At 40.9% G+C, this 15,629-nt stretch carries 16 protein-coding genes; 3 read left to right on the top strand and 13 right to left on the bottom strand.

What is annotated here, in order from left to right; translation table 11 throughout:
* Positions 1-108: 108 nt before the first annotated feature.
* The 3 genes from AC4CS8_RS02850 to AC4CS8_RS02840 all read right to left on the bottom strand — a co-directional run bounded on the left by AC4CS8_RS02850 (position 109) and on the right by AC4CS8_RS02840 (position 1,885).
* Positions 109-843: an amino acid ABC transporter ATP-binding protein gene (locus tag AC4CS8_RS02850; RefSeq protein WP_493893449.1), complete on the bottom strand. Its 735-nt coding sequence runs from the start codon at positions 841-843 to the stop codon at positions 109-111.
* Positions 836-1,525 (bottom strand): amino acid ABC transporter permease, encoded by a 690-nt coding sequence (locus AC4CS8_RS02845; RefSeq protein ID WP_493893448.1) that lies wholly within the window; start codon positions 1,523-1,525, stop codon positions 836-838. The genes AC4CS8_RS02850 and AC4CS8_RS02845 overlap by 8 nt, the downstream gene beginning before the upstream one ends.
* Before the next feature lie 129 nt (positions 1,526-1,654).
* Entirely contained in the window at positions 1,655-1,885 is a 231-nt protein-coding gene (locus AC4CS8_RS02840; protein WP_212572341.1) for a DUF1797 family protein, read from the bottom strand.
* Between the two features lie 205 nt (positions 1,886-2,090).
* Between AC4CS8_RS02840 and AC4CS8_RS02835 the strand changes: the two genes are divergently transcribed.
* The 3 genes from AC4CS8_RS02835 to AC4CS8_RS02825 all read left to right on the top strand — a co-directional run bounded on the left by AC4CS8_RS02835 (position 2,091) and on the right by AC4CS8_RS02825 (position 5,237).
* Positions 2,091-4,322: an ATP-dependent Clp protease ATP-binding subunit gene (locus AC4CS8_RS02835; RefSeq protein WP_493893447.1), complete on the top strand. Its 2,232-nt coding sequence runs from the start codon at positions 2,091-2,093 to the stop codon at positions 4,320-4,322.
* Between the two features lie 96 nt (positions 4,323-4,418).
* Entirely contained in the window at positions 4,419-4,877 is a 459-nt protein-coding gene (locus AC4CS8_RS02830; protein ID WP_493893446.1) for an NUDIX hydrolase, read from the top strand.
* A 51-nt stretch (positions 4,878-4,928) separates the two neighbouring features.
* Positions 4,929-5,237, top strand: coding sequence for a DUF1827 family protein (locus AC4CS8_RS02825; RefSeq protein WP_493893445.1), 309 nt, complete (start codon positions 4,929-4,931; stop codon positions 5,235-5,237).
* A gap of 46 nt (positions 5,238-5,283) precedes the next feature.
* On the opposite strand, the gene AC4CS8_RS02820 is transcribed toward AC4CS8_RS02825, so the two are convergent.
* From AC4CS8_RS02820 to ftsA, 10 genes are all read right to left on the bottom strand, one after another.
* Entirely contained in the window at positions 5,284-6,228 is a 945-nt protein-coding gene (locus AC4CS8_RS02820; RefSeq protein ID WP_493893444.1) for an IS30 family transposase, read from the bottom strand.
* Positions 6,229-6,359: 131 nt separating this feature from the next.
* Positions 6,360-9,152 (bottom strand): isoleucine--tRNA ligase, encoded by a 2,793-nt coding sequence (gene ileS, locus AC4CS8_RS02815; RefSeq protein WP_493893443.1) that lies wholly within the window; start codon positions 9,150-9,152, stop codon positions 6,360-6,362.
* Positions 9,152-9,601 carry a GNAT family N-acetyltransferase gene (locus tag AC4CS8_RS02810; protein WP_493893442.1) on the bottom strand — a complete coding sequence of 150 codons (450 nt, stop codon included), beginning with the start codon at positions 9,599-9,601 and terminating at the stop codon, positions 9,152-9,154. Before AC4CS8_RS02810 ends, ileS begins: the two co-directional genes overlap by 1 nt.
* Positions 9,602-9,844: 243 nt before the next feature.
* Positions 9,845-10,594: a DivIVA domain-containing protein gene (locus AC4CS8_RS02805; RefSeq protein WP_493893441.1), complete on the bottom strand. Its 750-nt coding sequence runs from the start codon at positions 10,592-10,594 to the stop codon at positions 9,845-9,847.
* Between the two features lie 10 nt (positions 10,595-10,604).
* Entirely contained in the window at positions 10,605-11,396 is a 792-nt protein-coding gene (locus tag AC4CS8_RS02800) for a YlmH family RNA-binding protein (protein WP_493893440.1), read from the bottom strand.
* A complete protein-coding gene (locus tag AC4CS8_RS02795) occupies positions 11,396-11,656 on the bottom strand; it encodes a YggT family protein (RefSeq protein ID WP_493893439.1) in 261 nt (86 codons plus the stop codon). The genes AC4CS8_RS02800 and AC4CS8_RS02795 overlap by 1 nt, the downstream gene beginning before the upstream one ends.
* Before the next feature lie 5 nt (positions 11,657-11,661).
* The gene (locus AC4CS8_RS02790; protein ID WP_493893438.1) at positions 11,662-12,228 is read right to left on the bottom strand and encodes a cell division protein SepF; all 567 of its coding nucleotides are present in this window, start codon (positions 12,226-12,228) and stop codon (positions 11,662-11,664) included.
* A gap of 11 nt (positions 12,229-12,239) precedes the next feature.
* The gene (locus AC4CS8_RS02785) at positions 12,240-12,914 is read right to left on the bottom strand and encodes a YggS family pyridoxal phosphate-dependent enzyme (RefSeq protein WP_493893437.1); all 675 of its coding nucleotides are present in this window, start codon (positions 12,912-12,914) and stop codon (positions 12,240-12,242) included.
* Position 12,915: 1 nt separating this feature from the next.
* Positions 12,916-14,142 carry a cell division protein FtsZ gene (ftsZ, locus tag AC4CS8_RS02780; RefSeq protein WP_493893436.1) on the bottom strand — a complete coding sequence of 409 codons (1,227 nt, stop codon included), beginning with the start codon at positions 14,140-14,142 and terminating at the stop codon, positions 12,916-12,918.
* Between the two features lie 21 nt (positions 14,143-14,163).
* On the bottom strand, positions 14,164-15,552 hold the full coding sequence (gene ftsA / locus AC4CS8_RS02775) for a cell division protein FtsA (RefSeq protein WP_493893435.1): 1,389 nt from the start codon (positions 15,550-15,552) through the stop codon (positions 14,164-14,166).
* Between the last annotated feature and the right edge of the window lie 77 nt (positions 15,553-15,629).

Here is a 15,629-nt window from a genome sequence, read left to right as displayed (position 1 = left end):
ACTATTTTCTACATTATACTAAAATTAGGCAAGATTTTCGAATCTGCTCTGCTATTTATCAAGGAACGAAAAGAAAACTCCGAACATTGTCGGAGCTCTTTACTTGGATTAGAGAACCTTAGACAAAAAGTCTCTGGTCCGCTCTTCACTGGTATTATCAAAGATATCTTCTGGTGTCCCGTCTTCAACGATGACCCCTCCATCCATGAAAATAACACGATCTGCCACTTCACGAGCAAAGCCCATTTCATGCGTCACAATTACCATGGTCATACCTGATTTGGCCAAGTCTTGCATAACAGCCAGTACCTCACCTACCATTTCTGGATCGAGTGCTGAAGTTGGCTCATCAAAGAGAAGAACATCTGGATCCATAGCCAGCCCACGTGCAATGGCAATCCGTTGCTGCTGACCACCTGATAAACTTTGCGGATAGGCATCTGCCTTATCAGGTAAGCCTACCTTTTCCAACAAGTCCAGAGCAATGGCTTCTGCTTCATCTTTTGGAAGCCCTTTGGTCTTAACAGGGGACAAGGTAATATTATCTAAGACAGTCATATTAGGGAAGAGATTGAACTGTTGAAAAACCATGCCCATTTTTTCACGCATTTTAAAAATATCGTTGGACTTGTCTGTAATGTCTACACCCTCAAAGGTCACAGTTCCTTTAGTAGGCACTTCAAGTAAGTTCATGGTGCGTAGGAAAGTCGATTTACCCGATCCGGAAGGACCAATAATGACCACAACCTGTCCCTGCTCAATCTCCAGGTCAATTCCCTTAAGAACTTCATTTTTTCCAAAATACTTATGTAAATCTTTAATGGAAATAATCGCATTAGCCATGAGCTCGATCTCCTTTGTTCAATTTCGTTTCTAAAGCCTTGATTCCCAAGGTCAAAACACTTGTCATCATCAGGTAGTAAAAAGCAGCTACTAGATACGGTTCTAAGGTAATATAGTTGGTCGTCGCAACGGTTGCCGCACTGTTCCACAACTCCATAACCCCAATTGTAGTTAAGAGCGAGCTATCCTTAACAATAGTAATAAATTCGTTTCCAAGAGCAGGCAAAATATTTTTAATTGCTTGTGGCATGATTACATATCGCATAGCTTGACGTGGACGGATTCCCAATGAATAAGCCGCTTCCAACTGTCCCTTTGGTACTGCGTTAATCCCTGCTCGAACAGTTTCTGACAAATATGCACCAGAGTTCATTGAGATAATGATAATCCCCGGAATCAAACGAGATAAATCAACCGAAAGAATCCCTAGCTGGAAAGTTGGTGCTACAAGATGACTCATAGCAAAACCTATACTAATTTGAACAATCATAGGTGTTCCACGAAAAATCCAAACATAAATATTGGCCAACCAAACCAGCGGGCGAAATTTACTACGTTGAGCAAAAGCCAATAAGACCCCTAATATAGATCCTAAGAAAACGACGCAGACAGCGATAATAATCGTTACAATCGCTCCATAATTAAAATAAGCTAAATATTTTGAAAGGAAAGAAAAATCCATTTACATACTCCATTTACATTAGATAGCAACTACTATACCATGTTTTGTATAAAAATACAACACTTTGACTTAATATTCATTAAATTTCCAAAAGAAAAAAGCACCTGCGTGCCTCTTTCAATCATCTGATTAGTAAAGCAATTCGTAAATTTCCATAGCAATCAAATCAATGCTATCAAATGTATAGGTTTCACGAGCTGCTACATCACGAAGCGTAAAAACAGAGCCATTTTCTTCATCATAGCTGTACGCTACTTCTGCAACAACAACTCCTTCGCGCTCGAAATTACGTTTCAAAGTACCACCGTCGCTTGCCATCGCTTCCAAACGGTTGATAATTCTCACCAAATGTGATTCCATAGTTATTCTCCTCTTATTAGTATAGGAATAGTTTACCATAAACTTCTCAAAAAGTCTTGCTTTTGTGCTAATTCTTAGACTTCTCTCTACTTTCATCGTATCAGATACTTGCATTTTAATCAAAACTTGCTATAATGGACTTATATCTGACCTTTATTGACTATTCGTTACTATAAAGGCTATCTCGAAAGAAAGAGGGAAGACTATGCTTTGTCACAATTGTAAAATCAACGATGCAACCATTCATCTCTATACAAACCTAAATGGAAAACAACAGCAGGTAGATCTCTGTCACAACTGCTACCAAATTATGAAAACCGATCCAAACAATGCTATCTTACAAGGCTTAGGCGATTTGACTAATCCTAATAACATGGATCCTTTTAGCGAATTTTTCAACAATTTAGGTGGCTATCCTGGTAACACGCCTGCTGGCAAATCTCGCAATCAAACCCCTCCTACACAAGCTGGCGGTGGCAACGGTCGCAACAATGGAAATGGTGGCGCACAACAGCCCCCACAAAAACCAAATGGATTACTGGAAGAATTCGGTATCAACGTAACAGAAATTGCACGCCGTGGTGACATTGATCCTGTCATTGGTCGCGATGAGGAAATCGTCCGTGTAATCGAAATTCTCAATCGACGTACGAAGAACAATCCTGTTCTTATCGGCGAGCCAGGGGTTGGTAAGACAGCTGTTGTCGAAGGCTTGGCTCAGAAAATCGTGGACGGAGATGTACCTCAAAAACTACAAGGTAAAGAAGTCATCCGTCTAGATGTTGTCAGCCTAGTCCAAGGAACAGGTATCCGTGGTCAATTTGAAGAGCGAATGCAAAAACTCATGGAGGAAATTCGCAATCGCAGAGAAGTCATCCTCTTCATTGATGAAATTCATGAGATTGTCGGTGCTGGTTCTGCCGGTGACGGTAATATGGACGCAGGGAATATCCTCAAACCTGCTTTAGCTCGTGGCGAAATGCAACTCGTTGGTGCAACCACTCTCAACGAATATCGAGTTATCGAAAAAGATGCAGCCTTAGAACGCCGGATGCAGCCTGTCAAAGTAGATGAGCCAAGCGTAGAAGAAACTATCACCATTCTCAAGGGTATTCAGAGCAAGTACCAAGACTACCACCATGTTAAGTACACTGACTCTGCTATCGAAGCTGCAGCAGTTCTTTCTAACCGCTATATCCAAGATCGTTTCCTACCTGATAAGGCTATTGACCTCTTAGACGAGGCTGGCTCTAAGATGAATCTAACCCTTAATTTTGTTGATCCAAAGGAAATTGACCAACGCCTAATTGATGCCGAAAACCGCAAGGCACAGGCTACCCGTGACGAAGACTACGAAAAAGCAGCCTATTACCGCGACCAGATTGCCAAATACAAGGAAATGCAAAAAGCAACCTTGAGTGAGGAAGATACCCCCCTCATTACTGAAAAGGAAATCGAAGCCATTGTAGAACAGAAAACCAATATTCCAGTTGGGGATCTTAAAGAAAAAGAGCAATCTCAACTCATCAATCTTGCAAGCGACCTCAAGGCTCACGTTATCGGTCAAGACGATGCAGTAGATAAGATTGCTAAAGCAATTCGTCGCAATCGTGTCGGCCTTGGGGCTCCAAACCGTCCAATCGGTAGCTTCCTCTTCGTCGGACCAACTGGTGTTGGTAAGACTGAATTGTCTAAACAACTTGCAATTGAACTCTTCGGCTCTGCTGATAGCATGATTCGCTTTGATATGTCCGAGTACATGGAAAAACATGCCGTTGCCAAGCTGGTCGGAGCTCCTCCAGGCTATGTAGGCTATGAAGAAGCTGGTCAGTTAACTGAAAAAGTTCGCCGCAATCCTTACTCCCTCATTCTACTCGATGAAGTTGAAAAAGCCCACCCTGATGTCATGCATATGTTCCTCCAAGTCTTAGATGACGGTCGCTTGACAGACGGACAAGGACGGACGGTTAGCTTCAAAGATACCATTATCATCATGACCTCCAATGCAGGTACTGGAAAAGTTGAAGCCAGTGTCGGATTCGGGGCGGCAATGGAAGGACGCACCCAGTCTGTCCTAAACCAACTCGGCAACTTCTTCAGCCCAGAATTCATGAACCGTTTCGATGGAATTATCGAGTTCCAAGCGCTCAGCAAGGACAATCTCCTTCACATCGTTGATCTCATGTTGGTTGATGTCAACAATCGCCTCCAACAAAATGGCATTTCCCTCCATGTCACAGACAAGGTTAAGGAAAAATTAGTTGATTTGGGCTACGATCCAAAAATGGGAGCTCGCCCACTTCGTAGAATTATTCAAGATCAGATTGAAGATGCCATTACCGATTTCTACTTGGAAAATCCAACGGAGAAGGAGCTCCGTGCCGTCATGACTTCAAGCGGTAAAATCGTTGTCAAATCTACTAAGAAAGCTGAATAACCAAAAAGCAGATATGCTCTGCTTTTTCTTAAACAATTCCTTGACAGCCTTGCCCAAGTCCGCTATCATAGAAGAAAAAAATGAAAAGAGTTTGATATGTCCCACGCTACCTTTGGAGAGAAAATCTCTACTGTTACTTACACCAACCGCTACGGTGTCTATGCTGTTATTCCAAATCATGAAAAGACCCACATCATCTTAGTTCAAGCACCCAATGGAGCTTGGTTTCTACCTGGTGGTGAGATTGAAGAAGGGGAAAATCACCTGACCGCTCTAGAGCGCGAGCTGATTGAAGAGCTTGGCTTTACTGCAACAATCGGTCGCTACTACGGCCAAGCAGATGAGTATTTTTACTCTAGTCATCGAGATACCTACTATTACAACCCTGCTTATATCTATCAAGTACTTGACTACCAAGAAGTCGGTCAACCTCTTGAAGATTTTAACAATCTTGCCTGGTTTCCAATTGAAGAGGCTATCACAAAACTCAAACGAGGTAGTCACAAATGGGGAATTAAGCAATGGAAATTAGAGCAAAGTGAAAAGAAAAACTAGAAATATCAGACCAAGAGTGCTATAATAAAGCAAAAGAATAGGAGGTCACACATGAAAATAATCAATACGACCAATAGTCACGCTCAACTGGTGCAACAGCAACTTGCAAATACCGATGCCTTCCTTGTGGAGACCTATTCAGCTGGAAATACCGATGTTATTTTCACTCAAGCACCACGCCACTATGAATTATTAATTACCAATAAATATCGGGCTGTTCAACAATCTGAAATTGAAAAGATTCGTGACTTCTTCCTTCATAGGAAAATTGATGAGCGAACTATCAACCCAGCAGCTATTCAGACCATTCATACTGATAGACTAATTGAAATGTCTATCCCAATTATTTCAGAACTCTAAGATTGAGGAAGCTATGCTTCCTTTTTTAATACTTTAAATTGTCAAATTAAGTTAGACTTTTTATATAACTCAGAAAAACTTGGTAAGGTGTTTGATAATTCAAAGACTTTCTAGGGATTCTATTTCTTTTATCAGCTATAGCTGATAAAAACTGCTGAGAAATATCAGTAAAATCCATCTGTTTCGGAAGTCCGTGTCGTCTTAACAAACCGTTCGAGTGTTCATTTAGACCTCGCTGCCCAGAGCAACCTGGATCAGCAAAGAAAATATCAATGTCATGTGCATTCGAAATAGACTTCCAATTAGAAAACTCTTTCCCACAATCAAAGGTTATCGACTTAAAGAGATGTTTAGGAAGTTTAGACAGCCATTGATTGATGGCAGCCTCAATATCACTTGCTTTTCGTCCCTTGGTTTTCAGTGTGATGATGGATTTTGAAAGGCGTTCTACCAAGGTAATAACCGCACTTTTGTGCTTTTCCCCAACAATGGTATCTCCTTCCAAGTGTCCAAATTCTGCATTAAAATCAGGATAGAGTTCAGCCCTTTCACGTAAATCTCTGCGAAACGTTTGTTTTCCTCGTTTTTCACTATGACCATTTGGTTTTCTCTTCCCTTTCCAGGGGAAATCCTCTTTCTTGAAAATACCACGGTCAGCCAGTCGATAGAGAGTTCTCATAGAGCAAGAAATGTTATCTGAATAAGCTCCTTTGATGACATCAAGGCTCCAATCTAAATCCAAATGAGTTTGAATAATGTCTTTTTCTGCTTGCGAAAGACTTGTTTTCCTCCGACCACAGCGTTTCTTATTGGCTATATAGCGTTCGTAGTAGTCATAGGCGGAATGGCCGTCTTTGAGAAAGTTGATAACATTATAGATAGTCTGCTTTGACCTCCCCAGAGATATCATAATATCTACAACTTTTACGCCTTCTTGGTAGTATACCTCTATCATTACGAGCTCATTTGTGGTAAGATGGGTATAGGTCATTTATGTTAGTTCCTTTCAGACAAATGTGGTAGTTTATCTGAGCCTAACATAGATGGCTTTTTCTGTCTAGCTTAATTTTACAAATTGGGTACAATAAAATCCCTAACTTCTTAAAGTTAGGAATTTTTCTTTTATTTAGTTTCAAAACCTTGAGCAACTGCTTCTGGGAAATTTTCTTCCACAACACTTGCACAGTGGTCACAGATAGTTGCACCATAGCTTCGTTCGACAACACTCGTATCAATACGACGGCAACGATCGCAGACTTCACCACTTGCACGCTCTACAGTAAATGCTACTTCTTCTACAAGAACAGCCGTCTCAGGAGCTGCTTCAGTTGTTACAGTCAAGTTTGACACAATCAGTAATTGAGCAAGGTCAGTGTTCAAGCTCTCTAAGAAAGACTTGGTTTCAGCTGAAACGTAAGCAGTCAAATGCGCTTCCAATGATTTACCAATTACTTTTTCATTACGCGCCTCTTCCAAGGCTTTTTGTGCCTGAGTACGGAAGTTCATAAAGTTTTCCCAATCAGCTAAAAGCTGCGCTTCATTCACAAAGGTTTCCACCTCTGGCATTTCCGCCAATTGTACAAACTCTTCTGGTTCGTGTTCCAAGTAAGACCAGATTTCTTCTGCCGTGTGTGGCAAGATTGGAGTCAAGAGCTTGGTAATTTTCACCAAGATGTCATAGAAAACAGTTTGCATCTGACGGCGAGACAAGGATTTCGCACCATCAATGTAGACCACGTCCTTAGCAAAATCCAAGTAGAAGGCTGACAAGTCAAGTGTGACAAAGTTAACCACAGACTTGTAGATAGCCATGAAGTCATAGTTGTCGTATGCTTCGCGGATTTGAGCTACCAGTTTGTTAAATTTCACCAAGAGGTACTGGTCAACAGAACGAAGCTCTTCGTAAGCCACCGCATCACTTGCAGGATTGAAATCAGAAGTGTTGGCAATCAAGAAGCGAAGGGTATTACGGATTTTACGGTAGGTTTCAGAAACCTGGCCAAGAATGTCCATGGACACACGTACATCATTTGATGTATCAACAGATGTCACCCACAAACGCAAGATTTCCGCACCAAATTGTTTCTCCACATCGCTTGGAAGAATGGTATTACCCAATGATTTAGACATTTTCAAGCCTTTACCATCCAATACAAAACCTTGTGACAAGACAGCTTTGTATGGAGCATGACCATTAACCGCAACAGAGGTAATCAAGGATGAGTTAAACCAACCACGGTATTGGTCAGAACCTTCAAGATAAAGATCTGCTGGATAGGCTAGGTTTTCACGAGCATTCATGACTCCGTTCCAAGATGAACCTGAGTCAAACCATACGTCCATGATGTCTGTTTCTTTTGTAAACTCGCCATTAGGTGAACCTGGATGAGTAAAGCCAGCTGGCAAGAGGTCTTTAGCTTCTGATTTCCACCAGATGATCGAACCATGTTCTTCAAAGAGTTCCGCCACATGGTCTGTCACGTCCTTGGTCATGATTGCTGTACCATCTTCGGCATAGAAGATTGGGAGCGGCACACCCCAAGCACGTTGGCGAGAGATAACCCAGTCACCACGGTCACGAATCATGTTGTAGAGACGTGTTTTACCCCATGCAGGAATAAAGGTTGTCGCTTCGATTTGGTCCAAGATTTCCTGACGGAATTTTGAAACAGATGCAAACCACTGTGGCACTGCACGCCAGATAATTGGTTTCTTGGTCCGCCAGTCAAATGGATAAGAGTGATTAATCACTTCACTAGCAAGAAGCAAGTCTCCTAGTTTTTCTTTTACAGTTGGAACAACCTTGTCATAGAATTGTCCTTCAAAATCAGGACCAGCATTTTCCATCATCAAGCCACGTTCGTTGACTGTAACGGCAACTTCCAAGTCATATTTGACACCGACATTGTAGTCGTCCTCACCAAAACCTGGTGCCGTATGGACGATACCTGTACCAGAATCTGTCGTTACGTGATCACCCAAGATAACCAATTCATCCACTTCTGTATCCCATGGGTGTTCGGTCACGATATATTCAAACTCGGCCCCCTTGTGTTTTGAGACAATTTCAAATGTTTCCCAGCCGAATTTGGCTGCCAAACTGTCAACCAAGGCTTCTGCCAAGACATATTTACGGTCTGAGCCTGCTGGTTGAACCAGAACATAGTCAATATCTGCTCCCATTGTCAAACCACGAGAAGCAGTTACTGTAAATGGTGTTGTTGTCCAGACAACGATGTAGCTATCTGTATCCAAGAGGCCCTTTCCATCCTTGACCTTGTTGGCATAGTAAAGGGAAGTTGAATCAATGTCGTGGTATTCAATTTCTGCTTCTGCAAGGGCAGATTCAGATGACCATGACCAGTAGACTGGCTTAGCACCGCGGTAGATATAACCCTTGTCTGCCATAGCTCCAAAGACACGGATTTGTGCAGCTTCGTAGTCTTTTGTCAATGTGATGTAAGGATTTTCCCAATCTGCCGAAACACCCAAACGTTTGAAATCGTCACGTTGTTTATCCACTTGGCTAAGGGCATAGTCACGACACATTTCAAGGTATTCAACCAAATCCATTTCCTTACGTTTCACACCTTGTTTAGCCAAGACCTGCTCGATAGGAAGACCATGCGTATCCCAACCTGGTACGTAAGGTGCACGGAAGCCCATCATAGATTTAGAACGGACAATGATATCTTTCGAAATCTTGTTCAAGGCATGCCCAACGTGGATATTTCCGTTTGCATATGGAGGTCCATCGTGAAGGTGGAAGGCTGGCTTTCCTTCATTCAATTCCTGACGTCTCTGATATAACTTAGCTTCTTCCCAGACTTTTTGCCATTCTGGTTCACGAGTTGGCAAACCAGCGCGCATTGGAAAAGCTGTCTGACCTAAATTGAGTGTTTCTTTTAATTTCATCATAACTCCTTTTTACTTACATTTAATTCCATTTTTATTTCATTTCCATTCAAGCCTAATGACCGGAATCCTAGACTGGACAAGATGGACCGCATTTTATGATTTCCAACAACATAACTGACCTGAATCGTTTTGCAATTAACATCTGCTTTTGCACGCTTCATAATCTGTCGCAGGGCCTCTTTACCATAACCTCTCCCTTGTTGATATTGATCAATCATTAGGCGCCAAATCAACCAAGAATGACCTTCTTTGGCTAATAGTACAAAGCCAACAACCTGCGTTCCTGCCCAAACAGCCAGAGGTTCTATCTGATCTGAATCACGATAGAGCCAAGCCTGTGCTAAGGAATAAATATTGGAAGCCACCCGCCGTTCTTCTTCCTTGCTGACTGTCAAATCTATCACCGCATCAAAACTGCTTTCGTCTACTAATTCTAATCGTATCATAGCAAAATAAAAAAACTCCCGTCAATAAGGACGAAAGTTCGTGGTACCACCTTAATTTAGACAGAATCTCTCCTGTCCCTCGATACTCGTAACGTGAGCTAAGCGTTTTTCCTTACTGACACATGTGTTCAGGAAAAAGTAAGCAAAACGATAACCAAATTGAAAGAGATTGCAGGACTTCCACCATCACCTACTCGCTGAAAATATTTCAATCAGTCTAATTTTTGCACAATACTTTACTATCTAATTTTCATTTACTGGTATCTCCTGAACCTCAGGATTTTCAAATACCTCTTCTTGATTCACTAAGTCTGTCTCAGCATTTTCTGCTATTGAAGCAGAGACAGTCTCTACTTGACGAGTCAAAGCTTCTACTTCCTCAGCCGTCATCTGACGCGTCATTTCTAAATCTTCTTTAGCAACAAGTACTTTTTCAGTCAAAGCAGACTCTAATACTTCACGAAAAGCTTCATCGCTAGTTTGAAGATAAGTAGCTGTCGGACGAAGAATTTCATCCCATTCTGGGGAATTAATAAGGGAAAGTTGACCCTCTACTGTTGATTTTAGTCTCTGATGGAAAAGACGAGCCTTATTTTTCAACTCCTCCGTCTCCACAGCTACCTTTTTAGCATTATCAGTTGCCAATCGAAGAATTTCATTCGCCTTATCCTTCGCTTCGTTGAGAAGTGTCTGCGAATCATACTCTGTTTGCTTTATGATGTTGGCAGCTTGCTCATCTGCAGATAATTTTACCTTCTTAGCAGTGTCTTGTGCAATAATAACAGACTGGCTAAGAGATTCCTTCAACTCATCAAAATAAGCTAGTTTTTCTTTTAAAACTTTAATTTCTGCCTCTTGCTCATGATTTTTTCTCACAAGCTCTTCATAATCGACTGTGACAATATCTAAGAATTCATCAACTTCTTCAGCATCATAGCCACGGAATTTCGTACTAAACGTCTTGTCTTTTAGTTCTAACGATGTAAGTGCCATACTATTCCTCTTATTTTCTAATAATTTCGATTTCTATTTTTAATTTACCTTGCTTAGAATATCCTACTTTTTCTTTGAGGCGCACACGCCCAAATCCTCTGACACTGACTAGCTGACCTATAGTAAGACCCTTACTAACCTGCTGACTGAGACTATAATCTACCTTTACCTGACCAGATTCTATTAGATTTACAGCTTGAGAACGTGATAGTGAAAAAGACACTGCTACCACTTTATCTAATCGTAGATTAGAAACTAAAATTTGCTTAGTAGAATATGAGGCTTGGACTTCCCCACGCCAGCTATTCAATTCTCGTTCTTTCCATTTTACTGGAACTTTTCCAATACGATGAATTTCTTGCTGAGCAAGTAAACTAAATTTAGTATCTATCAATATCAAGCATATACTATCATCAAATACAATATCTCCTAAAAATTCCCTTTTCATTCCCAAACAATTGAGCAAGGTTCCTAGTACCTGAGAATGTGTTAAATTATAGAATCTTTCTGGATACTGTATTTCTAGTAACTGGATTTCAAAATCCTTTGGATCTAATTGGTAATACTCCGGCGCAAGAATACAACGTGAAAACTCCGTTTCAATGAATTCCCGACTAGAGAATACCTGTAAATGAAAACGCGCACCAAGCATTCGAACAATCTCTTCCTGTTTTGGATTAAGAAATCTAGTCAAGCGAAAAGTGTAAGTCTGTTCAACTTGTTGACACGTATCTAAAATCATCTCTGCAAAAACGTGCTCTTCTCTAGGAATATGTTGCAATAAATCTTTCTGTTTTACCATCATAATAGCAATAAAAAGCGAATTAACATATTAGCTCCAACATTAAGGAGAATCATAACTAGGAAAAGCGTCCAATCAATACCAAAAAATTGTAAATTCATTCTTCTAAAAGGCTTTAAAACAGGTTCAACCAGCCAACTTAACAAATGCCCCAAGGGACTATTGTAAAGGGGAGGCACCCAAGAAAGAAGGGCATATCCTATTAGAATATAAGAATAAATATCCACAACTTTAAGGATTGTCATAATAAGAAACTGCATAGAATTTACCGTCTCATATCAAAATCAAAAGACACGTCTTGATTGCCATTTGAATTGGCTGAGCGTAATTCCTCAATATTGATAATCACATTGACTGGTGCTAGAAGCCACATGGTAGCGGAAACTTTTTTCAAATTTGCTGCCAAAACCGAACGTGCTCCGTCTAAGTAATCTAGACAACGACGTGCTTGTTGTTCAGACATATATTGAAAATCAATAAGGACACTGCGATTATCCAAAAGTAAGTTGACAATTTCTGGAGCATCTTCATATTTTTTAGGGAATTTAATTTCAATAGTTGATTTCTTATTTTCCCTATCTCCATTAGCAGCCATACGTTCTTGTTGTGCATTTAAACGCTGAAGGTTACTTTCAGGCTCACTAGTCTTTCCACTTCCACGGCGCAATTCTGCTGTTGACTCTGATTGTTTAGGCATTGGCGCTACAGGCGCAACTTTTAATTGCGGCCCCTCATTCGGCATCCGATAAGGTGCTGGAGTCTCATCATATCTTTCTGAATCATCGATTTCAAAATAACTAAATATATTTTTTAATTTATCTGTAAAAGCCACGTTTTCTTTCCTTATTTAAAAAATGCAGTACCAATACGAACAAAGGTAGCTCCTTGTGCAATCGCTTGGTAGAAATCACCACTCATCCCCATACTTAATTCGGTAAATGGCATGCGTGGTAAGCAACGACTAGCTAATTCCTGTTGAACTTCTTTTGCTTTAGCAAAAATTTTCTTCTGTTCTTCTTGACTTGCGTCAAGGGGAGCCATCGTCATCAGACCTACTATTTCAAGCTTATCTAACTTCTCTAACTCCTGCAGAACATCATCAATTTCCTCTAGAAAAAAACCATGCTTACTTGCCTCTTTGGAAATGTTCACTTGAAGAAAACACTTAACCGACTTATTGGCTCGTTTCTGAATTTCTTGAGCTAGTTTAATTGAATCTAGAGCATGGAAGTAGTCAACAAAATCAATCACATCCTTAACTTTTCTGCGTTGCAAACTGCCAATCAAGTGCCAAACAACCTGAGTTTCATCTTTCAAAGCCTGATACTTATCTAAAAACTTATCTACACGATTCTCACCAATATGAACAACACCTGTATTTATGAGTTTTTTAGCAATAGAGCTGTCAACATACTTGGTGACAGCTATAATGTTTACTGAATCTTGTAAACGATGCGACTCTTCAATAGCCTTATCTACTGCTGAAAAGATAGCATCTTTGTTACTTTGTAGCGTCATATTAGCGATTTCTGAAGAATGGTGGTGTATCCAATTCGTCTTCATCCTCTTCAACAGAGAACTTCTCTACAGAAACAGAATGGTTCTCACCACCAACTGGGCGAAGAATATTCTCACGGCGCAAATCCCATTCACCAAAAGCAGAAGCTTTTGCTGGTTCTGACTGGTAATCAACTGTGACAGCTTTTGGAGTACTCAAGACTTCTTGACGATGCTCTGTTAAATTTGCTCGGCTGTAGTCTGGACGAATCTTGCTTGGTCTTTCACCCATTTCTTGGCGAACACCTGTTGCTACAACAGTAACACGAATCTCATCCTTCATTGTTTCATCAATTGAAGTCCCAAGCCAAATATTTACGCCTTGTCCCGCAGCTTGATGAACAATTTCAGATGCCTCTTCTGCTTCAGTTAAAGTCATGTCATAGCCACCTGTCACGTTGATGATTACATCATCTGCACCATCAATAGTTGTTTCGAGTAGGGGAGAGTAGATTGCTCTGCGAGCAGCCTCGATAACACGTTCTTCACCAGAACCGATACCAATTCCCATTAGAGCATTGCCTTTGTTCTCCATAACGGTCTTCACATCTGCAAAGTCCAAATTAATTAAACCAGGGTTGGTAATCAAATCTGTAATCCCCTGAACTCCTTGACGAAGCACGTTATCTGCTTCACTCAAGGCTTCCATCAAAGGAGTTTTCTTATCCACAATTTCAAGAAGATTATTATTTGAAATAATTAAGAGTGTGTCTACATGCTCGCGCAAACCATCAATTCCTTCAATTGCGAAATTGCCGCGCTTGTTTCCTTCAAAACCAAATGGGCGAGTTACAACAGCAACTGTTAATGCACCAAGATTTTTAGCAATACGTGCAATAACTGGAGCAGCTCCTGTACCTGATCCTCCTCCCATACCTGCTGTAATAAAGACCATATCTGCACCAGACAAAACATTTGTCAAGGCTTCTTCGCTCTCTTCCGCAGCTTTACGACCAACTTCCGGTTGACCTCCTGCACCAAGACCACGTGTCAATTTTGGTCCCAACTGAATAACTGTCTCTGCTTTTGAACTGCTAAGAGCTTGGACATCTGTGTTGGCTGCAATAAACTCAACACCAGATACGCCTTCTTCAATCATGCGGTTAATGGCATTTCCGCCACCACCACCAACACCGATAACTTTAATAACAGCACCATGAGTTGCTGCAGCTTCAAATGAAAATGTCATAGTTCTATCACCTTCTTATTCTTATTCAAACATACTTCCGAAGAGTCCTCGAATGCGATCAGTTAGCGACTCTTTTGGTTCGTTTTTTTCTTCATAATTGTCGTTGTAAATAGGAGCATAGTCCCGTTCTTCCACTGGCTCTGATGGCGCATTGCTTTCAGGAGTGGTTTGATGTACTGCAGGAACTATTGGACGTGTTTTGGGTTGCGTATAAACTGGTTCAATAGGTTTTTGACGAAGCTGCGCTTCTCCATTCACAGCTGCCTGAGCAATCATCTCTACTTCATCCAAACAACCAACGTATTCAACCAAACTAATCACTTGTGCAAAGGATGGATTGCGAATACCAATTTGATTCGGAATATACAGTTTTGTATTAACACCGAATACCTCTTGGGCTAACTCTGCCACACCAGGTAATGTTGCACCTCCTCCAACAAGCACTATACCTCCTGGCAATTCTAATGCACGTGTCCGCTCCAAATCTTGTTTCACACGATTAAAGATTTGACGAAGGCGAGCAGCAATGACTTCCGAAAGATAGTGTTCTGTCACTTCAACTGGTGCTGATTCTCCAATTACCTCAACCAAGAATTTTTCTTTTTCAGTTGCTTGTTGGGGATAAGCAATTCCGTAGTTGAATTTCAGATTTTCTGCGATACTTTGAGAAGTGGTCAATACTTTTGAAATGTCTTTAGTAATGTAGTCGCCACCTTCTTGATAAATATTGGTGTATTGCAACTCCTGATTGCGCATAACCGCAACTGTAGTTTGACCACCACCTAAGTCGATGACTGTAGCCCCAAATTCTCGCTCACCTTCATTCAAAACGGAGCGAGTAACTGCAAGCGGAGCAATGACAATATTTTCGACACTAACACCCGCACGCTCAACTGTTTTGTGAAGATTATGCAGAATGGTTCGTGGTCCAGTGTAGAGTAAACCACGCATTTCTAGGCGGATTCCCATCATACCACGTGGGTCTTTAATACCTTGGAAGCCGTCTACCACAAACTCTTCAGGTACAAAAGTAATCACTTCTCGTTCTGGTGTCATACTCTTAGTCAGAGCAGATTTCACAACATTCTCAACATCTGTATCTGTAATTTCTTGTGATTCTGTAGTTACTGGAATCATACCTTGAGTGGGTTCGATTTGCAGAAGATTCGCTGGCAAACCAACATTAACCTTATCAATTCGAACTCCAGATTTTTCCTCTGCTTGTGCTATAGCTGTTTTTATAGCACTTGCAGCCACATCAATGTTCACAATGATTCCATCTTTGACGCCAGCACTCTTTACATTGCTAACGCCAATCACATTCATTTCACCTTCAATATACTCGGCAACCAAAACCTTAACAGAACTCGTCCCGATATCTAATCCCGTAAAAAAGCCATTTCTAGCCATCTTATCAGTCCTCTCTTACTTCACAACTTTTAACAAATATTTTTCCTATTTCTGAAAACAATAGAATTATTCATTCT

The sequence above is a fragment of the Streptococcus sp. NSSLK0004 genome, from assembly GCF_059039125.1.
The sequence above is the reverse complement of the archived record's forward strand: the minus strand, read 5'-3'. Positions and strand labels throughout refer to the sequence as shown.